20 protein-coding genes are annotated in these 21,341 nt (G+C 28.0%); 18 read left to right on the top strand and 2 right to left on the bottom strand.

All coding sequences use genetic code 11. The features are described 5' to 3' along the window. Positions 1-37 precede the first annotated feature (37 nt). The 7 genes from I2A66_RS08220 to I2A66_RS08190 all read left to right on the top strand — a co-directional run bounded on the left by I2A66_RS08220 (position 38) and on the right by I2A66_RS08190 (position 6,469). Entirely contained in the window at positions 38-1,372 is a 1,335-nt protein-coding gene (locus I2A66_RS08220; RefSeq protein WP_122638774.1) for an MATE family efflux transporter, read from the top strand. 72 nt (positions 1,373-1,444) lie between these two features. After that, complete coding sequence (locus tag I2A66_RS08215) at positions 1,445-2,203, top strand: fumarylacetoacetate hydrolase family protein (RefSeq protein ID WP_122638775.1); 759 nt, start codon at positions 1,445-1,447, stop codon at positions 2,201-2,203. Positions 2,204-2,343: 140 nt separating this feature from the next. Beyond that, on the top strand, positions 2,344-3,096 hold the full coding sequence (locus I2A66_RS08210; RefSeq protein WP_195251405.1) for a hypothetical protein: 753 nt from the start codon (positions 2,344-2,346) through the stop codon (positions 3,094-3,096). Positions 3,097-3,117: 21 nt separating this feature from the next. Then, positions 3,118-3,312, top strand: a complete 195-nt coding sequence (locus I2A66_RS08205) for a (2Fe-2S)-binding protein (RefSeq protein ID WP_122638777.1) — start codon at positions 3,118-3,120, stop codon at positions 3,310-3,312. A gap of 151 nt (positions 3,313-3,463) precedes the next feature. Next, positions 3,464-4,087, top strand: coding sequence for a PAS domain-containing protein (locus I2A66_RS08200; protein ID WP_147515912.1), 624 nt, complete (start codon positions 3,464-3,466; stop codon positions 4,085-4,087). A gap of 47 nt (positions 4,088-4,134) precedes the next feature. Then, on the top strand, positions 4,135-5,343 hold the full coding sequence (locus I2A66_RS08195; protein WP_147515913.1) for a PAS domain-containing sensor histidine kinase: 1,209 nt from the start codon (positions 4,135-4,137) through the stop codon (positions 5,341-5,343). A gap of 220 nt (positions 5,344-5,563) precedes the next feature. After that, entirely contained in the window at positions 5,564-6,469 is a 906-nt protein-coding gene (locus I2A66_RS08190; protein WP_122638780.1) for a cation diffusion facilitator family transporter, read from the top strand. 32 nt (positions 6,470-6,501) lie between these two features. Here the strand turns inward: I2A66_RS08190 and I2A66_RS08185 are convergent, their stop codons facing one another. Further along, positions 6,502-7,263 carry a DeoR/GlpR family DNA-binding transcription regulator gene (locus tag I2A66_RS08185; RefSeq protein WP_122638781.1) on the bottom strand — a complete coding sequence of 254 codons (762 nt, stop codon included), beginning with the start codon at positions 7,261-7,263 and terminating at the stop codon, positions 6,502-6,504. Between the two features lie 258 nt (positions 7,264-7,521). Here I2A66_RS08185 and pdxA point away from each other — a divergent pair, with 258 nt between their 5' ends. From pdxA to tkt, 8 genes are all read left to right on the top strand, one after another. After that, positions 7,522-8,574, top strand: a complete 1,053-nt coding sequence (gene pdxA, locus I2A66_RS08180; RefSeq protein ID WP_147515914.1) for a 4-hydroxythreonine-4-phosphate dehydrogenase PdxA — start codon at positions 7,522-7,524, stop codon at positions 8,572-8,574. Next, positions 8,562-9,971: a four-carbon acid sugar kinase family protein gene (locus tag I2A66_RS08175; protein ID WP_122638783.1), complete on the top strand. Its 1,410-nt coding sequence runs from the start codon at positions 8,562-8,564 to the stop codon at positions 9,969-9,971. The genes pdxA and I2A66_RS08175 overlap by 13 nt, the downstream gene beginning before the upstream one ends. After that, the gene (tpiA, locus tag I2A66_RS08170) at positions 9,928-10,707 is read left to right on the top strand and encodes a triose-phosphate isomerase (protein ID WP_122638784.1); all 780 of its coding nucleotides are present in this window, start codon (positions 9,928-9,930) and stop codon (positions 10,705-10,707) included. Before I2A66_RS08175 ends, tpiA begins: the two co-directional genes overlap by 44 nt. Positions 10,708-10,734: 27 nt before the next feature. After that, positions 10,735-11,199, top strand: a complete 465-nt coding sequence (rpiB, locus tag I2A66_RS08165) for a ribose 5-phosphate isomerase B (protein WP_122638785.1) — start codon at positions 10,735-10,737, stop codon at positions 11,197-11,199. A gap of 113 nt (positions 11,200-11,312) precedes the next feature. Then, positions 11,313-12,296: a 2-keto-3-deoxygluconate permease gene (locus I2A66_RS08160; RefSeq protein ID WP_147515915.1), complete on the top strand. Its 984-nt coding sequence runs from the start codon at positions 11,313-11,315 to the stop codon at positions 12,294-12,296. Between the two features lie 3 nt (positions 12,297-12,299). Further along, entirely contained in the window at positions 12,300-13,523 is a 1,224-nt protein-coding gene (locus I2A66_RS08155) for a 6-phosphofructokinase (protein WP_147515916.1), read from the top strand. Between the two features lie 22 nt (positions 13,524-13,545). Further along, entirely contained in the window at positions 13,546-14,193 is a 648-nt protein-coding gene (fsa, locus tag I2A66_RS08150) for a fructose-6-phosphate aldolase (RefSeq protein ID WP_122638788.1), read from the top strand. Positions 14,194-14,219: 26 nt separating this feature from the next. Further along, entirely contained in the window at positions 14,220-16,229 is a 2,010-nt protein-coding gene (gene tkt, locus I2A66_RS08145) for a transketolase (protein ID WP_147515918.1), read from the top strand. Between the two features lie 47 nt (positions 16,230-16,276). On the opposite strand, the gene I2A66_RS08140 is transcribed toward tkt, so the two are convergent. After that, complete coding sequence (locus I2A66_RS08140; protein WP_195251403.1) at positions 16,277-17,038, bottom strand: DeoR/GlpR family DNA-binding transcription regulator; 762 nt, start codon at positions 17,036-17,038, stop codon at positions 16,277-16,279. A gap of 294 nt (positions 17,039-17,332) precedes the next feature. Between I2A66_RS08140 and I2A66_RS08135 the strand changes: the two genes are divergently transcribed. The 3 genes from I2A66_RS08135 to I2A66_RS08125 all read left to right on the top strand — a co-directional run bounded on the left by I2A66_RS08135 (position 17,333) and on the right by I2A66_RS08125 (position 21,329). Continuing rightward, positions 17,333-18,148, top strand: a complete 816-nt coding sequence (locus tag I2A66_RS08135; protein ID WP_122638790.1) for an HAD-IIA family hydrolase — start codon at positions 17,333-17,335, stop codon at positions 18,146-18,148. A 26-nt stretch (positions 18,149-18,174) separates the two neighbouring features. Continuing rightward, positions 18,175-19,533 carry a sn-glycerol-1-phosphate dehydrogenase gene (locus I2A66_RS08130; RefSeq protein ID WP_147515920.1) on the top strand — a complete coding sequence of 453 codons (1,359 nt, stop codon included), beginning with the start codon at positions 18,175-18,177 and terminating at the stop codon, positions 19,531-19,533. Positions 19,534-19,643: 110 nt separating this feature from the next. Continuing rightward, entirely contained in the window at positions 19,644-21,329 is a 1,686-nt protein-coding gene (locus tag I2A66_RS08125; RefSeq protein ID WP_122638792.1) for a ribulokinase, read from the top strand. Positions 21,330-21,341 lie beyond the last annotated feature (12 nt).

Below are 21,341 nucleotides of genomic sequence, written 5' to 3'. Positions count from 1 at the left end.
TTTATTATGCAAAAATTTAAAAAGGAGGAGATATATAATGGAATCATTAGATTTATTAAAAGGAAATGAAAAAAGAGTTTTCTATCATTATTTAATACCATCAATTTGTTCAACTTTAGTAACATCAATTTATATATTAGTTGATACATTAATTATAGGACAAGGTGTTGGTGCAGATGGTATACTAGCTCTTAATATATTTTTACCATTTTATTCTATATATATGGGCATTGGACTATTATTTGGAATAGGCTCTGGTATATTAATGTCTGTGGAAGATGGTATAGGAAATACTGAAAAATCAAATGAGTATTTTATAAATAGTGTTTTATCTGTAGGGCTAGTTGCAATTATACTTACAATATTATCAATTTTAAATTTAAGAGAAATTTCATATTTCTTAGGTGCAAATGAAAGTAGTATTGATTTAGTTATGGAATATGGAAAATATATAGTCTATGCTACACCAATATTTATTTGTACTAATTTCTTAGGACCTATAATTAGAAATAGGAAAGAGCCTAATTTATGTATGATAGGTGTACTAATTGGAGCTGGTCTTAATATAGTTCTTGATTATTTATTTGTTTTTCCAATGCAAATGGGAATGAAAGGTGCTGCTATAGCAACTGTTATTGGAAGTTTAACAACATCTTTAGTACTGTTAACTCATTTTATAAAAAAGAAAAATAGAGTTAAAATATCTATCAAAGTATTATCACTTTCTATGATTAAGAAAATAGTATTATGTGGTGGTTCTAATTTTTTAATGGAAGTAGCTAGTGGGTTTGTGATTTTTATTTTTAATATACAAATATTAAAGTATATTGGAGATAATGGAATTGTTGTTTATGGAATAATTTCAAATTGTGTATTAGTTGGAATAGCTTTATTTAATGGTGTGGCACAAGCAAGTCAACCAGTTATATCAACTAATTATGGTGCTAATGAAAAGAAAAGAGTAGATAATGTTTTAAAATATGCAATGTACACAACTATAGCTATAGGAAGTATTTTATTTTTTATAGTTTTTGTATTTACAAAAGAAGTAATATTAGTTTTTGTAAATGCTAATAGTGATGTTATAAATATTGGTATACCTGCAATTAGAATGTATTTAAGTGCATTTTGTATTATGAATATTAATATTTTAGTATGCAATTATTTACAATCTGTTGGTAGAGAAAAGTTATCTGTTAAGATATCTATAGTAAGAGGATTTTTATTAAATGTAATTCTTATTTTTGTAATGCCTATCTTATTTGGTGGAAGTAGTTTATGGCTTGTTGTTCCTATAACAGAGTTAGTTACTTTTATAGGTATTGGAATTTATTCAAATAAAATTAATTTTCTAAAGGTTACTACTAAATAGACTAGAAAAATTATAGCCTTTATTATATTAAATAGGTTATATTTAAATAAAAGAATAAAAGGGGTAGGGAATATGAAAATAACAAGATTTATACACGATAGTAAGGAGAAATGGGGAGCTTTAAATGAGGACAAAATAAATATAATAAAAGGAAATATATTTGAAGAATATGAAATAACAGAAGAAAAAGTAAGTCTTGATGATGTAAAGCTATTAGCACCATGTAGCCCTACAAAAGGAATATGTGTAGGGCTAAATTATAGAAATCATGCAAAAGAAATGAATGAAGAATTACCAAAAGAACCATTAATATTCATGAAGCCATCATCGTCACTAAACAATCCAAATAGTGGTATAAAATATCCATCAATATCAAAAAATTTACACTACGAAGCAGAATTAGGAATAGTAATAAAGAAAAAAGCTTATAAGGTATCAAAAGATAAAGCTAATGACTATATCTTAGGATATACTTGTGCAAATGATGTAACAGCAAGAGATATACAAAAACAAGATGTACAATGGACTAGAGGAAAATCATTTGATACATTTATGCCAATAGGACCGGTAATAGCAACAAATATAGATCCGCATAACTTAGATATAAAACTATACTTAAATGATGAAATACGTCAATCATCAAATACTAAGGAATTTATATTTAAAATTCCTGAAATAATAGAATTTATAACTCAAGGAATGACACTTTATCCTGGAGATGTAATACTTACAGGAACTCCATCAGGTGTAGGTGAAATGAACATAGATGATGTTGTAACTGTAGAAATTGAAGGTATAGGTAAATTAAAAAATATAGTAATTAAAGATTAATACATAAATAAAAACTATTTTGATGATTTTATTCATTTTAAAGTAGTTTTTTTATTACAAATCAATAATTTTATTGTAATGTGGGTATATAAATAATAATTTAGTATTTATATAAAGCATAAAAGGGAAGGAATAAATTTATGAAAGGAAGCGTTGAAAGAGCTTGTATAGATATATTACTTAAAGTTCCAAAAAATATAAAAACTGTAAAGTATAAAAAAATAGAAAAGGCAAGACTTTTAAGGGAAATTAAAGCCAAGATAAATGAAGGGAAAAGTTATATAGATATAGCAATAGAGTTAGAAATACATACAATAGATGTACTTAATATTTTGCAAGAAGAAATAATATTTGGGATAAATTTAACTAAGGGAATGATAGAACACCTTATATCTAAAGGAATAACAATAAGTGAAATATCTGAATTATATAAGTGTAAAAAAGTAAATATTATATATGCTTTAAATGATATAAATAACAATATTTCAAAAAATAAGGCTATAGAAATAGAAACTGCAATAAAAATAAATGATTTATTAGAAAATAATATAGGATTTGATTTTATATCGAAATCTTTAAAAATAGATGAATACAAAGTTTTTACTATTTATAATAAATACTTTCATAAATACAATAACAATGTTATAAGTTTTAATCAAATAGAAGAATTAATTAAATTAAATCTTTCTGATGTGAATATAGCAAGGTTTTATAGTATAAATGAAGATGATATGAATTTGGTAAAAGAGCAAATTAAATATAATAAACAAATTAGAAAATCAAAAATAGATGATAAAAATAAAGATAATTTAAGTATGATAGAGAAATCATACAAAGAAAGTACAAATATGGACTTTCACTGTATTAGAAGTAAAAATAGAAAGTATAAGTAAAATTATAAGGAGAGGTAACTTATGAGTAATAGTCAAAAAGTATGTGGCTGCTTTAATGTAACAGTTCAAGATTTAATAGATGCAAAGGAAAAAGGATGTAAAAGTGTAAAAGAAATAATGAATGAGACTCACGCTGGAAAAGCTTGTGGAAGATGTAGGCAAAAAGCAGAAATAACTATAATAAAAGTTTTACAAAATAGATTATATATTAAGTAGTTTAAAAGGATGATAGTTTATAAACTATCATCTTTTCTGTTAAATCAAGTATACAATAAAATGTTAAAATATATCTTAAAATAAAATGTAAAAATATGTTATAATTACTAGGTATATGAAAAAATAGAAAATTCGGATTTGAGGGGAGAATATGGGGAATTATATATACCAAAAAATGATACAAGAAAGTCCCATTGCATATATATGTGTAGAAGTTATTAGAAATGATAAAAATGAAATTACAGAAGTAGAAGTAGTACGCGTCAATAAGGCATTTGAAGAGCTTTCTAATATGGACAGAGAAGATCTTATTGGAAAAAGGTCTAATGACCTTATTGATAAAGATCAAATTAGTATATGGTACAATGCTATTTTAGAAACTATAAAAAATGAAAAATATGAATTTGAAAAGTATGTAAACGTTATAAATAGGATTTGTAAGATGGAATGTTACAATGAAGATGGAAAATATATACATTTTAGGGTATATAAAATAAGCGAAAGTGCATTTAAATTGCCTATGTCAATTAAAAAAGCACCTTTCCCAGCTTGGATAAAAGATAGAAATGGTAAATACTTAGATGTAAGTGAGAAATATTTAGAAGTAGAAAATCTTAAATATAGTGATATTATAGGTAAAACTGATTATGATTTAGTAGAAAAAGAAAAAGCTAATAAGTATATAGAAGAAGATCAACACGTAATTAAGGAAAATGAAATACATGTATTTAATAATATAGTTCAAAAAAATCTGAAACCAAGTACTTTGAGATAGCTAAATGGCCTCATATAGATGATGAAACGAATATAGTTATTGGAACTATGGGGGTTTCAATAGAAACAACTAATGAAGTAGAACTTATAAAAGAAGCTAAAGAGAATCAAGAAATATTCTTACAAATAGTTAATAATGTAGAGGATATTATATTTATAAGGGAAGAAGATAAGATCATTTATATAAATAAAGCATTTGAAAAAATACATGGTATAAAAGCAGAAGAATTAAATTTATATGAAGATATAAATGGATGGGTTAATCATTGGGATGAAGTTGAAATTGAAAAAGAGTTTAAACCATATGAATATAATAAAACGGACACAATGTTTTTAAAAGTAACTAAAGATAAAGAAGATAGATGGTTTTATGGTAGGTATTGCCCAATTTTAGATGAAGATGAAAAGGTTTTAAGAAAAGTATGCATAGTATCTGATATAACTAATGCTAAAAAACTTGAATTACAAATGGAAAAGTTAAGAATGGACTTTTTTGCAAACTTATCTCATGAACTTAGAACTCCTTTAAATTTAATACTTAGTTCATATCAAGTTCTTAAATTAAGAATGAATAAGTTAAACTCTGAAGAGTTTGAATATTTTGATAGATATTTAAATATTATTAAGCAAAATAGCTATAGGTTATTAAAATTAATAAACAACTTAATAGATTCAACTAAACTAGATTCAGGTAGCTTTACACACAATCCTAAAAATAGATATATTGTAAGATGTGTAGAGGATATATGCATGTCTGTTTCTGAATTTATTGAAAGTAATAACTTAAATTTAGTTTTTGATACAAATGTTGAAGAAAAAATAATATCTTTTGACCAAGATAACATAGAAAGAATAATGTTAAACTTGCTTTCAAATGCAATTAAATTTAATAAAGATAATGGGATTATATCTGTTGAAATAAGTTGTGAAGATAATATCAAAATAATGGTTAAAGACAATGGAATAGGAATACCTTGTGATAAATTGGAGGCAGTTTTTGGAAGATTTGAACAAGTAAGAAGTAAGATGAATAATAATAGAGAAGGAAGTGGAATAGGTCTTTCTTTAGTTAAATCCTTAGTTAATATGCACGATGGAGATATATGTGTAAAAAGTAAATTAGGAGAGGGTTCTGAGTTTATAATTACATTGCCAGATGTTTTAATTGAGGGTGAAGAATCTGATGTATCAGAGTTTAATAATAATTTTAAAAATATAACTAAGATGAGCGTAGAGTTTTCAGATATATATTTATAAATAAAAGGATAGATTTTTAAATAATCTATCCTTTTATTTATAAATATTTGAAATATAGAATTTTTATTCACAAAATTAATTAAATGAGAATATAATTTATTAAAATAAAGTAAAAAATTTTATATACACTCTTAAAATATAATTAATGAAGTGTAGGCATCTATGAGACCTTATTCTCATGGATGCTTTTTAATATAAAGTAAAATTAGGGGGACTATTTATGAGAAATTCTAATATAAAAAGCGACAAAGATATAGCAATGAGAGTCTCGACTAACAGTATTATATTCAATGCCATCTTATCAGGATTTAAATTATTTGCAGGTATTATATCAAATTCTAGTGCTATGGTATCAGATGCAGTACATTCTGCTTCAGATGTTTTTAGCACAATTATTGTTATGATTGGAGTTAATATTTCTAGTAAGGAAGCTGATGAAGAACATCAATATGGTCATGATAGGTTTGAATGTGTAGCAGGTATGATACTTGCTTGCATACTTTTTGCTACAGGGATAGGTATAGGTATAGTTGGTATAAAAAAAATATTTGGACCTACCAGTGAAAATTTACAAATACCAGGATTTTTGGCATTACTAGCAGCTATAATATCAATTATTGTAAAGGAAGGAATGTATTGGTATACACGCTTTTATGCAAAGAAGATAAATTCTAGTGCTCTTATGGCAGATGCATGGCATCATAGGTCAGATGCAATGTCTTCCGTAGGTAGCTTTATTGGTATATTTGGAGCGAGAATTGGATTTCCTATGCTTGATCCTATTGCAAGTTTAGTTATATGTTTATTTATAATAAAAGCATCTTATGATATTTTTAAAGATAGTATGGATAAGATGATAGATAAATCATGTGATACTGATATTATAAATAAAATGAAAGATGTAGTTAAAAGTCAAGATGGGGTTTGTGATATAGATGATATGAAAACTAGAATGTTTGGTTCTAAGATTTATTTAGATGTAGAGATTTCTGTTAATGGAAGTATATCCTTAGAAGAGGCTCATAAAATAGCACAAGCTGTTCATGATAAGATTGAAGGAGAATTTCCTCTAGTAAAACATTGTATGGTGCATGTAAATCCAGCTGGATTTAAAAATATGGATTAATAATGAAGGGCTATCTTATTTAAGGTAGTCCTTCATTTAGCTATTATAACCTTAACTTCAGAGTTACGATATTTTTCAATTATAGAAATATCAGTATTGCTATCAGTAATTATTAGGTCTATATCACAAGAATTGCCAAAAGATGCAGTAGATATATTTTCAAATTTAGTATAGTCTAATAGAGCAATACACTTTTTAGAACGTTTTAACATTTGTTTTTTTAATTCAACTTCATAAAGATTAAAATCAGTTAACCCCTCATCTAAAGTAAAACCATGAGATGATACAAAAGATATATCAGCATTTATTTTATCTAATAAATCACATCCAAGTAAACCTTCAGTACAAGCTGAATTTTTTGTAACAATTCCACCTATAAAAATAACTGTAATATTGGGTAAATCTTTTAAAGCCATCATTGTATAAATTCCATTTGTAATTACCGTTAATCTTTTAAATTTTACTAACTTTTTAGCTAAAGCTAATGCAGTTGAGCTTGCATCAAGAATAATACACTGGTCATCTTGTATTAATTTTAAAGCTTCATTAGCAATAATTTCTTTTTCGAAATTATTTTGTTTATTTCTTTTATCAATATCTATTGTATAGTGTTTTTCTAATATTGCAGCTCCACCATGGAATTTTTTTAATAATTTTTCTTTTTCTAAAAAATTCAAATCATTTCTTATAGTACCTGCAGATACATTTAATTCTTTACAAAAGTCATTAGTAGTCATTCTAATATTTTTATTCAATAAGTTAATTATTTGAATATGACGTTGTAGCATTAGCATAATTTCACTCCTTATAGTTATTTATATATGATAAATATGGTTATTTTTATATCAATTATTAATTAAAATGTATCACATAAAAGGTTGAAAAACAATCAAATAACAAAAAATAAAAAATAAATAACAATGAAATAAAAATAAAACGAAAATAAAAAATAAAAAACGCAAAAAAACACTTGCTAATTTATAATAAAGATATTACTATATAAATATAAAAACAAGTAAATGAAAATAACATTGCAGGGGGAGTATAGAATAATGGAATTAAATAATCAATTTAGACCAATAACAGCTATAACAATGGGAGATCCAGCAGGTATTGGACCAGAGATAGTTGTTAAAACTATGCTAGACAAGGATTTATATAATGAATGTAAACCTTTTATTATAGGGAGTATTAAAATTTTAGAAAGAGCAATGAAAGTATTAGGTGTTACTTTAAATATTAATAAAATAACGTCTCCATCAGAAGCAAAATATGAATACGGAACAATGGATGTATTAGAAACAGGAGATTATGATTGTGACTCAATTGAATATGGGAAAATACAAAAACTAGCAGGTCAAATGAGTATTGATTACATAATGAAGTCTATAGAATTAGGAAAAAAAGGAGAAGTTCATGCAGTATCAACTGCTCCAATACACAAATCAGCAATAAAATTAGTAGGAGTAAAGCAAGCAGGTCATACAGAGATATATCAAGATGAAACAAATTCTCCATACGCTCTTACAATGTTTTCAGTTCATAAATTAAGAGTATTCTTTGTTAGCCGTCATATGTCATTAAAAGATGCATGTGATTTTGCTTCAAAAGAAGAAGTTCTAAATAATATCAAAAATATATATAAAGAATTAAAAAAATTAAATATGAAAAATCCGTTAATAGCAGTTGCAGCATTAAATCCACATGGTGGAGACAATGGACTATTTGGTAGAGAAGAAATAGAACAGTTAATACCAGCTTGTGAAGCTGCTAAGGAATTAGGTATAAATGTTACAGGGCCAGTTCCAGCAGACTCGGTATTCAACTTAGGTAAACAAGGAAGATATGATGCAATCCTTTCTTTATATCACGACCAAGGACATATTGCTTGTAAAACTTTAGATTTTGAAAAATCTATAACATTAACATTTGGATTACCATTTATAAGAAGTTCAGTAGACCATGGAACTGCATTTGATATAGCAGGAAAAGGTATTGCTGGTGCTGTTAGTATGATTGAATCAACTAAAGTGGTTTCTCAATATGCAAAGATGATGTATGGAAATAGTGAAAAGAAGGGAGAGGAAGTAACTTGCCAATTATAGGGGCTGTAGCAGACGATTTAACTGGAGCTACTACAGTAGGTGTATTACTTTCCAAGTCAGGAGCAAAAACAGCAGCATTTTTTAATGAAGTTGCTGCACAGGAATGTGAGAATGTGAATGAATACACAGGGATAATTGTAAGTAGTAACAGTAGACCATTACCATCAGATGAAGCTTATGAAAAAGTTACTAAGGCAACAAAAGCTTTAAAGAAAATGGGAATAAAGCAATTTTCAAAAAGAATAGATACAACTCTTCGTGGAGGAATAGGTGTAGAAATAGATGCAATGTTAGATGAAATAGGAGATGACTATGTAGCAATAGTAGTACCTTCTATGCCAAAATCTAATAGGGTATTAGTAGGTGGATTTTCTGTTATAAATGGAGTTGCTTTAACAAAGACTCCAGCAGCAAATGATGTTAGAACTCCTGTAAAGGAAAATTATATACCAAGACTTTTACAAGATCAAAGTAAGAGAAAAGTTGGATTTGTTGGATTAGATTATGTTTTAGGTGGAAAAGAAAGTGTAAAATTATCACTTATATACTCAAAGGATGAGGGCAATAGAATAATAGTTGTAGATGCTATAGATGATGAAGATGTAGATACAATAGCAAGTGCAGTAGTTGAATTGGGATGGAATGTACTTGCAGTTGACCCTGGACCATTTACAGAAAGATTAGCTTATCATAATGGATATATGTCAAATAAAGTTTGGGAAAACGTTAATATAAAAGAGGATTACACAGAAGAAAAAACTGTATTAATAGCAGCTGGTAGTGCTACTCCAGTAACTAAAAAACAAATGGAAGTTTTATGTAGTGATGAAAGGAATGTAAGAATACATGTTAATCCAAGAGCCTTAATAAATGGAGGAGTAGAAGCTGAGTTAGAAGTTAAAAAGGCTATTGATAAAGTTGTAGAACTTGTAAGTAAAAAAAATCAACCAAGGTCAATATTATTAGAGACAGCTCTTAGTGGAAAATTACTAAATCTGGATAAAGAAGATGAGAAACATGGATATGAGTATGGTTCTTGTGCAGAAAGAATAAACTCTTCATTAGGATATATAATATGGTCATCTTTAGATAAATTAGGAAGAGATAAGTTTGCAGGATTATATATGACTGGCGGGGATACAATGGTAAGTGTATGTCGTCAATTAGGTGTTGAATGTATAGAGCTTATAGACTATGTAATACCACAAGCTGATGTTGGAAAGTTAGTAGGGTCAAAATATAATAAAATGCCTGTTATAGGTAAAGGTGGATTAACAGGAAGTGAAAATACTGCGGTTGATATAGTCAATCGATTATTCAAAGAATCTAAAAAAGAAAGTAAGGTGTATAAAGATGAGAAGGAAGATAGTTGCTTCAAGTTGGAAAATGCACATTAATTCTATAGTTGATGGAAAAAACTTAGCTAAAGATATATGTGATAAAGTAGGAAAAGTTGAAGATGTAGATATATTTATATTACCGACATTTCCTATGATACATACAGTAAGCGAAGAATTTAAAGGAAGTAATATAAAATATGGAGCTCAAAATGTTTGTTTTGCAGAAAAAGGTGCATATACAGGAGAAGTCCCAGCGAATGTATTAAAAGAAATTGGCTGTACTTATGTTGAATTAGGTCATGCAGAACGTAAAGCTATGTTTTCTGAAAGCGATATCTTAGTAAATAGAAAAGTTAAGATTTGTGAAAAGTATGATTTAATACCTGTAGTTTGTATAGGAGAAACTAAAGAAGATTTAGATAACAATATTGGAAAACAAACTTTAAAAACACAAGTTGAATGGGCTTTAGAAGGTTTAAGTGATGATTTTAGAAAAAAGGTAATCCTAGCTTATGAGCCAGTTTGGGCTATAGGTCAGCCTAAGGCTGCACGTCCTGAATATGTAAATGAAACTCACAAATATATTCGTAAAATTATTGAACAAGAGTATGGAAAAGAAGTAGCAAATTCAATAAGAGTTATATATGGAGGTTCTGTAAGTCCAGAAACTGCACCAGATTTAGTAAAATATGAAGATATTGATGGATTATTTATAGGTAGATTTGGGTTAAAGGGAGAGAACTTTAAAGCTATGGTAGATAGTGCTTTAAATGTAGTTAAAAAAGCTTTATAAAGTTTAAATTAAAAGGAGGAAATAAAGATGAAATTAGCTATAGGATGCGATGAAGCAGCATTTGATTTAAAAGAAAGTGTAAAAGAATTATTAATAGGAAAAGGGATTGAAGTTGAAGATTTTGGAACATATACATCTGATGAAAAAGTATTATATCCAGATGTAGCTATAAAGGTTGCAGAATCTATACAAAAAGGAAATAACGAAAGAGGTATACTTGTTTGTGGAACGGGAATAGGTATGGCAATAACTGCAAATAAAGTACAAGGGATAAGAGCTGCAGTATGTCACGATCCATATTCAACAGAACGTGCTAGAAAAAGTAATAATGCACAAATAATGTGTATGGGAGCTAGAGTTGTAGCTCCAGAGCTTGCAAAATACCTAGTTGAAATATGGTTAACTTGTGAATTTGCAGGTGGAGGTTCTCAAGATAAAGTAGATAGAATTTGTGAATATGAAAAGAATACAAAAACTGCAATGAATATATAAATAAAGTCATATATAGGTCAATGTAAAACATTGACCTATATAATAAGTTAACTTAAAAAATGTATATGAAATAATAGTTATATAATAAATAAAAATAAGGAGATTGATTATACATGAAAATTATATCGAAGATGCAAAAGATTCCTGGTGGGCTTGTAATTATTCCTTTATTAATCGCAGTTTTTATAAATACTGTATTTCCTCAGTTTTTTGAAATAGGTGGATTTACAACTGGTTTATTTAAAAATGGCCAACCAGCAATGATGGGATTATTCTTAATTATATGTGGTTCTGCTATAAACATAAAGCAAGTTGGATTACCTCTTTATAAAGGGACAGTATTAACAGGAATGAAGTTTATAGTAGGTGTTTTAATGGGATTAACAGTAGCTAAAATATGCGGTGACAATGGAATACTAGGAATTACTCCGATGGTTATGATAGCTGCAATAACTAATTCAAATAGTTCTTTATATATTTCTTTATCATCTCAGTTTGGAAATGCCACAGATACAGGAGCAGTATCAGTACTTTCATTAAATGATGGTCCATTCTTTACATTAGTTGCATTAGGAGCAACAGGTCTTGCAACTATTCCAATAAATTCATTAATAGCAACAATAATACCTATATTAATAGGTTTTATATGGGGAAATTTAGATAGTGATTTTAAAGATATGTGTAAAAAAGCTCAACCTATAGTTACTTTTTTTATGACTATAGCAATAGGTTCTAATACCAATCTTGCAACAATAGCAACAGCAGGAGCATCTGGAATACTACTTGGATTAATATCAACTGTAACAGGATTTTTATTTTATTTCTTATATAACTTATGTCTTAAAAAAGAAGAAAGAAGTGCAATGGGTGCAGCAATTGGTACAACTGCTCTAAATTCATCAATGACGCCAGCAGCAGTAGCAGAGGCAGATCCATCAATGGCACCATATACAGAAATGGCAACTGCTCAATGTGCAACTGCATCAATAGTTACATTATTCTTATGCCCATTCATAGTTGCGTTTTTAGATAAAAGATTAAAGAAGAAAATGGCTAAAGAAGGCATAATATCAGACACTGAGTTGGAAGGAGTATAAGATATGAAAAATATTTTAGTTGCTCAATCAGGAGGCCCTACATCTGCAATAAATGCTACAGTAGCTGGAATAGTTGAGATGGCTAAGATTTCTGGAAATATAAATAAAATATATGGAGCCAAGAATGGTATTCAAGGAGTTATAGAAGAAAGTTTTATAGAACTAAATGAAATATTAAAAGATACTAGTGATGTGGATTTACTTTATAAAACTCCAGCAGCAGCTCTTGGATCTTGTAGATTAAAACTTAATGATATAGATAAATGTGAAAATCAATACGAACAAATAATAAAAGTGTTAAGAAAATACTCTATAGCCTACTTTATATACATAGGTGGGAATGACTCAATGGATACAGTAGAAAAATTAAGTAGATACTGTAGAGTAAAAAATATAGATGATATAAATATAATTGGGGCACCAAAAACGATAGATAATGACCTAGTTGAAACTGATCATTGTCCAGGATTTGGATCAGCAGCTAAGTATATAGCAACAACTTTTTCTGAATTAGAAAGAGATTGTTCTGTTTATAATACACAATCAGTTACTATAGTAGAGGTAATGGGAAGAAATGCAGGATGGCTAACTGCTTCATCTGCATTATCAAGATTAAATGGCGGAATTGGACCAAATCTTATATATTTATGTGAAAATGATTTTGATATAAATAAGTTTACTAATGATGTAAAGGAAAAGTTAAAAGATAATAACTCAGTTATAGTAGCAATAAGTGAAGGTATAAAAAATTCAAATGGTCAATATATATCTGATGAAGTACAATCTGGTGTTAAAGATGTATTTGGTCATAATTATATAGCTGGTGCAGGAAGAGTTCTTGAGGAAATAGTAAGAAATGAAATAGGCTGCAAAGTAAGGTCTATAGAATTAAATTTAATGCAAAGATGTGCAGGACATATAGGAAGTAAAACTGATTTAGATGAGTCTAAAGCTCTAGGCATGAAGGCATTTCAATGTGCTAATGAAGGAAATTCAGGAGTAATGGTAGGCATTAAAAGGATAAGTTCTAATCCATATAAAATCGAATTTGTTACTACTGATATTAAGAATGTTGCAAATCTAGAAAAGAAAGTTCCCTTAAGCTGGATAAATTCAAATGGAAATGATGTTAAAAAAGAAATGATAGATTATTTAAAACCTTTAATACAAGGTGAAGTAAGTATAAATTATAAAAATGGTATACCTGAATATATGAACTTATACTAAGGTGTAAAAGGAGGAGATTAATATGAAGTTTTTCTTAGATACAGCTAATGTTGATGATATAAAAAAGGTAAATGATATGGGAGTAATTTGTGGAGTTACTACAAATCCATCTCTTGTGGCTAAAGAAGGAAGAGATTTTAATGAAGTTATAAAAGAAATAACTGAAATAGTTGATGGAGCTATAAGTGGAGAAGTTATAAGTGAAGATGTTGAAAATATGATAAAAGAAGGACGAGAAATAGCTAAAATACATCCTAATATGGTTGTAAAAATACCTATGACAGAAGAAGGTCTTAAAGCAACTAATATTCTTTCTAAAGAAGGTATAAAAACAAATGTAACATTAATATTCTCAGCACCACAAGCCTTGCTTGCTGCAAGAGCTGGTGCAACGTATGTAAGTCCTTTCTTAGGAAGAATCGATGATATATCAATGAATGGTATGGATTTAATAAAAAGTATATCTAAAATATTTAAAGTGCATGATATACAAACAGAAATTATAGCAGCAAGTGTAAGAACTCCTATACACGTTATAGAAGCAGCACAAGCAGGAGCTGACATAGCAACAGTTCCAGCTAAATTAATGTATCAAATGTTAAAACATCCTTTAACAGATCAAGGTTTAGAAAAGTTTAAAAAAGATTGGGAAGATGCTTTTAATAAATAAAGTATTAACTATTAGGGGGAATAAAGATGAATTCTAATTTAAATGAAAAGTGTATAAATGCAATAAGAATACTCTCTGCAGATGCTATACAAAAAGCAAACTCAGGTCATCCAGGATTACCTTTAGGTTCAGCTGCAATGGCATTTACATTATGGTCAAAAATGAATCATAATGGAAAAAATCCAAAATGGCAAAATAGAGATAGATTTATTTTATCAGCAGGGCATGGTTCTATGTTAGAATACTCATTATTACATTTATTCGGATATAAAGTAAGTATAGATGATATAAAAAACTTTAGACAAACAGGAAGTATAACAGCAGGTCATCCTGAATATAATCATACTCCAGGTGTTGAGATAACTACAGGACCTTTAGGACAAGGTATATGTAATGCTGTAGGTATGGCTATTGCAGAAGAATATTTAGCTAATAAATTTAATAAAGAAAAGTATAATATAGTTGATCATTATACTTACTCAATAGTAGGTGATGGTTGTTTAATGGAAGGTATATCAGGAGAGGCAAGTTCATTAGCAGGAACATTAGGGCTTGGAAAACTTATAGTTTTATATGATTCTAATAAAATCTCTATAGAAGGAAGTACTGATATAGCATTTACAGAAGATGTTGCTAAGAGATACGAAAGTTATAACTGGCAAGTTATTAAAGTTTCTGATGGTAATGATATAGAAGCTATAAACAATGCTATAGATGAAGCTAAAGCAGAAACTTCAAAACCTTCTATGATAATAGTAAGTACTAAGATAGGATATGGTTGTCCTGCAAAAGAAGGAAAAGCATCTGCTCATGGAGAGCCACTAGGAATAGATAATATAAAAGCTTTTAGAGAAAATCTTAATTGGCCAAGTGAAGTTCCTTTTGAAGTTCCAAGCGAAGTATATGAAAATATGGATAAATACATAAAATCTGGAGAAGAAAAAGAAGCTAATTGGAATTCATTATTACAATCTTATAAAAATGAATATCCAGAATTAGCTAAAGAATATGATTTATGGTTTAATAAAGATATAAATGAAAAAGCTTTATTAGAAAATGAAGAATTCTGGAGTTTTGATAAAGAAATGGCAACTAGAGAATCTTCGGGAATATTAATAAATAGATTAAAAGATTTAGTACCAAATCTTATAGGTGGTTCAGCTGATTTAGCTCCATCTAATAAAACTTATATGAAGGATAAAGGTGATTTTTCAAAAGAATATAAAAGTGGATCAAACCTTCATTTTGGAGTTAGAGAACATGCAATGGCAGCTATTTGTAATGGAATGTATGCTCATGGCGGATTAAGAGTATTTTGTGCTACATTCTTTGTATTTAGTGATTATATGAAAGCTTCAATGAGACTTTCTTCACTAATGAATTTACCTATATCATATGTATTAACTCATGATAGTATAGGTGTTGGAGAAGATGGACCAACTCACCAACCAATAGAACAATTAGCAGCTCTTAGAAGTATGCCTAATATGACTGTATTTAGACCGGCAGATTCAAAAGAAACTGCAGCAGGATGGTATTATTCTATTTCTAATAAAACTACACCAACTTCACTAGTATTAACTAGACAAAAATTACCTTTATACGAAGGTGATGGAAAAAGAGCATTAAAAGGTGGATATATACTAAGGGATTCTAAAAAAGACAACCCAGATATAATACTTATAGCTTCTGGTTCTGAAGTAGAACTTATATATAGAGCATATGATAAACTTAAAGAACAAGGTATAGATTCAAGAGTTGTAAGTATGCCATCATTTGAGTTATTTGATGCTCAAAGTAAAGAATATAAAGAAAGTGTACTTCCAAATAAAGTAAGATCAAGATTAGGAGTAGAAGCGTTATCTTCATTTGGATGGCATAAATATATAGGACTTGATGGAGATATATTATCACTAGATCATTTTGGAGAATCAGGAAATGCAAATGATTTATTTGAAAAATTTGGATTAACTGTAGATAATGTAGTAGAAAAAGCAATTAAAGTAGTAGAAAATAATAAAGAATTAGTTTTTTAAATAAAATATAAAAAAGGGTTACCTTAAAAATTAGGTAGCCCTTTTTATTATTCACAAACTGTAATATTTATACCAGCATTACGGTATTTTTCTAAAGCTTTATTATCAGCTTTATTATCAGTTATTATTAAGTCTAATTCATTAGATTTACAAAAAGATGCTGTTGAAACATTTTCAAACTTAGAAAAATCTAATAAAGCAATTGATTTTTTAGATCTTTTTAACATTTGTTTTTTTAACTCAACTTCATAAATATTAAAGTCAGTTAATCCTTCATTTAAGGTAAATCCATGAGCAGATACAAAAGATATATCAGCATTTATCTTACTTAATAAATCAACTCCTAGTAGACCTTCAGTACATCCAGAGTTTTTAGTAACTATACCACCTATAAATATAACTGTAATATTAGGTACATCCTTTAAAGCTAACATAGCGTAAATTCCGTTTGTAACTACAGTTAGTCTGTCAAATATATGTAATTTTTTAGCAAGTGCTAATGATGTAGAACTTGCATCTAATAAAATGCATTGATCGTTTTTTATTAAATTTAGAGCTTCATTAGCTATATTCTCTTTTTCTATATTGTTTATTTTATCTCTTTTATGAAATTCAAGATTATTTGATTGATCTGGTAAAGTAGCACCACCATGAAATTTCTTTATTAGCTGTTCTTTTTCTAAAAAGTTAAGGTCATTTCTAATAGTAGCTGCAGAAACATTTAATTGTTCACAAAGCTCATTAGTAGTCATTCTAGTATTCTTATATAGTAATTCCATTATTTGATTATGTCGTTCTAGAGTTAGCATAAGGTATCACCTCCATATTTTATATAAATTATCATTTTTCACTATTATAATTTACTAAAAATATATCATATAAAAAATAAAAAAACAATTTAAAAATAAAAATAAAATGAAAAGAAAGATAAATAACAAAAAAAGAAAAGAAAAGATAATAAATATTAAAAAATGGTTGCGAAATAATAATTAGGGTACTACCATATAATTATAAACGTAAATGAAATTAATTATAAAAAATAAAAAACAAAAACAAATAAAAGGGAAACTGAAAAAATAAATTTGGTTCAGGGAGAGATTATTATGAATACAAACATTAAAGATGTGGAATGTTTTTTATTAGATATGGATGGAACGATATACTTGGGAAATGATTTGATTGATGGAGCAAAGGAATTCTTAGAAGAATTAGAAAAACAAAATAAAAGATATATATTTATGACAAATAACTCCTCAAAATCAAAAATAACTTATGTAGAAAAGTTAAGAAGATTAGGAATAAATTGCCAAGTAGAAAACATATTTACATCAGGGGAAGCTACAGCAATATACTTAAAGGAAGAAAGTAAAAATCCAAAAGTATTTTTATTAGGAACAAAAGATTTAGAAGAAGAGTTTATAAAACATGGAATAACCTTAGTTAATGATAGTTATGAAAAGCCTGATTATGTAGTATTGGGATTTGACACAACTCTTACATATGAAAAAATATGGAAAGCATGCGATTATTTAAGAGAAGGGGTTACATATATAGCAACTCACCCAGATTTAAACTGTCCCCTTGAAGGTGGAAAATATATGCCAGATACTGGCTCAATGATAAAGCTAATAGAAGCTTCAACAGGAAAGTTACCTTATATAATAGGAAAACCAAACAAAGGTATAGTAGAAGCTATAAGTAAAAAATTTAATATAGAAAAGTCTACAATGGCTATGGTAGGAGATAGATTATATACAGATGTAATGTTAGGAATAAATTCAGATATAACATCTGTATTAGTATTGTCAGGGGAAGCTACTATGGGAGACTTAGAAATGTCGGATATAAATCCAACTTATGTATTTAATTCAGTAAAAGATATTTATCGTAATATAAAAGAAGTTGATGTATTAGCATAGAATAATAAAAAAGTGGGGGAAAATAAATGAATAATAATATTTCCATAGAAAATTTACTAAAAGGAATACAAAATTGTAGCTGTAAAAGAGATCATAATGTTTCTATAGAAGATGTAATAATAGAAGATAATGCAATTGATAAGCTAGAAAGTTTATTAAATAAGTACGGATATAAAAATTTATTTTTAGTATATGATAATAACACTTATAAAGTATGTAATGAGAAAATAAATAAGGCTTTAGAAAATAAAGGATTTAATATAAATTCAATGGTTTATGTTAGAGACCATGAATTAACTCCAGATGAAAGATCTTTAGCAGAACTTATGGTTAATTTTAATCCAGGTAATGAGTTTATAATAGCAGTTGGATCTGGAGTAATAAATGATATATGTAAATATGCAAGTTATAAATTAAATAAGCCATATATGGTTATTGCAACGGCTCCTTCAATGGATGGGTATGCATCAAATGTATCTGCACTTACTTTAAACAATTTAAAAGTAACATATCCAGCTAACCTTCCGAAGGCTATAGTGGCAGATATAGAAATATTAAAAAATGCTCCATACAGAATGATACTTGCTGGATTTGGAGATATAATGGGTAAATTCTCTGCTTTAAAAGATTGGAGATTAGGTCAAATAGTAAATAATGAGTATGTATGTGAGGAAGTATATGACTTAGTTAATTACTCAATAAATAATTTATTAAAAGAGGCAGAAAATATAAAAAATAGAAACACTTCAGGAATAAAAAGCTTAATGGATAGCTTAGTTCTTACAGGAATTGGAATGGCATTCGTAGGAAATTCAAGACCAGCTTCAGGTTCAGAACATCACTTATCACATTATATAGAAATTCAATCATTATTAGGAAACTTTGATATACCATCACATGGAGAAAAAGTAGCATGTGGTACAGTTCTTACTCAAAGATTAAGAGAAAGATTAGTAAATACAAATAAAGAATTAGAAGAAAGTAAAGAATATAAATTCAGTTTAGATGAATGGAAAAAAGATATATTAAGTAAATATAAAGAAGCATCAAATGAAATATTTAGCTTATGTGAAAAAAATGATACATTATCAGAATCTAAGAGATTAGAAAGGGTAAATTCAATACATAAAAATAAACAAAAAATAGTAGAACTACTTTCTAGCGGTCCATCATCTAAAGAAATAATTGATATATATGATTCTATAGGATTAGATTATGATTATTCATTTATAAGTCATGAAATGTTACAAGATGCAGTTTTATATGCCAAAGAAATAAGAGATAGATATACTATAAGTCACTTATTATGGGACTTAAGATTATTAGATGAGTATAGTAAAGTTATACCAAATGAATATTACAAAGAAAAAGCATTATCTAAATAAAAATATTAAGGGGCTAGCAAGATAAATATAAGCCCTTTAATAATAGATATTTAGAAAACGTTATCTTATAAATATTAATATAAAAATATATTCAAGGGGGAAGTTTTTTAATGAAGTATGTTATAGGAATAGACTATGGAACGCAATCAGGGAGAGCTGTAGTTGTTAATTGCGAAAATGGAACTGTAGTAGGAGAATCAGTGTATAACTATTCAGATGGGGTTATAGATAAGGTTCTTCCAACAACTAAAGAAGAATTACCAGTTGACTGGGCATTACAAAATCCAAATGACTATTTAGAAGTTTTATTTAAGGCAGTTCCAGAAGCTGTAAAAGATTCAAATGTACACAAAGATGATATAATTGGTATAGGTATAGACTTTACAGCTTGTACAGTATTACCTATAAATGAAAAAGGTGAAGCACTTTGTAATCTTGATAAATATAAAAATAATCCTCATGCTTGGACTAAATTATGGAAGCATCATGGTGGTCAACCAGAAGCTAATATAATAAATGATCTAGCAAAAGAAATGGGAGAAGGATTTTATAAGAGAATAGGTAAAATATCTTCAGAATTATTATTACCTAAAATATTTGAATTAGTTAACGATGATCCAGATCTTTATGATGAAGTTTATGCATTTATAGAAGGAACTGATTGGGTAACGATGCAAATGACAGGAAGATTAGTAAGAAGTAATGGAACTTTAGGATATAAGGCATTATGGAATAAAAAAGAAGGATATCCAACTAAAGAATTTATGGCTAAGTTAAATCCAAAGTTAGAAAACTTCTATGAAGAAAAATTATTTGGTGAAGTAAGGACTTTAGGAGAAAAAGCAGGAGAATTACTACCAGAAATGGCTAAAAAGATGGGACTTAATCCAGGGATAGCAATATCTTGTGGTAACATAGATGCACATGTTTCAGCTCCAGGATGTGGAGTTGTAGATAGTGGAAAAATGTTAATGATAATGGGAACTTCAACATGTGATATTGTAATATCAGAAGAAGAAAAACCAGTTCCAGGAATATTTGGATTAGTTGAAGATGGGGTTGTTCCAGGATTATATGGATATGAAGCAGGTCAAACTGCAGTTGGAGATATATTTGAATGGTTTGTAAATAACTGTGTACCAGAAAATTATTATAAAGAAGCTAAAGAAAGAAATATAGGAATACATCAATTATTAGAAGAAAAAGCATCTAAATTAAAGCCAGGTGAAAGTGGTCTTGTAGCACTAGATTGGTTTAATGGAAATAGATCTATACTTGTAAATGCAGATTTAACAGGAATGATATTAGGAATGACTCTTCATACTAAGCCAGAGGAAATATACAGAGCATTAATAGAAGCAACTGCATATGGTCAAAGAGTTATAATAGAATCATTTATAGAACATGGAGTGCCAATAAATGAATTATATGCTTGTGGTGGATTATCACAAAAGAATAATATGTTAATGCAAATATATGCTGATATAACTAATATACCAATAAAAGTATCTGCAGAATTACAAACTACATCATTAGGATCTTCTATGTTTGCAGCAGTAGCAGCAGGTAAAGATGCAGGCGGATATGATAATATAGTTCAAGCAGCAAATAATATGGCAAGATTAAAAGATGAAGTATATGTTCCAATTGAAGAAAATGTAGAGATTTATGAAAGATTATATAAAGAATATAAAATCTTACATGATTATTTTGGAACTGGAATAAATGATGCTATGATAAGATTAAAAAATATTAAAAAAGAAGTTAAAGAAAATACTGTAAGTGTACTTGCTTAAATTTTTAGGGGG

This window comes from Romboutsia sp. 1001713B170207_170306_H8 (genome assembly GCF_015550495.1).
In the GTDB taxonomy this organism is placed as follows: domain Bacteria; phylum Bacillota; class Clostridia; order Peptostreptococcales; family Peptostreptococcaceae; genus Romboutsia_E.
The sequence above is the reverse complement of the archived record's forward strand: the minus strand, read 5'-3'. Positions and strand labels throughout refer to the sequence as shown.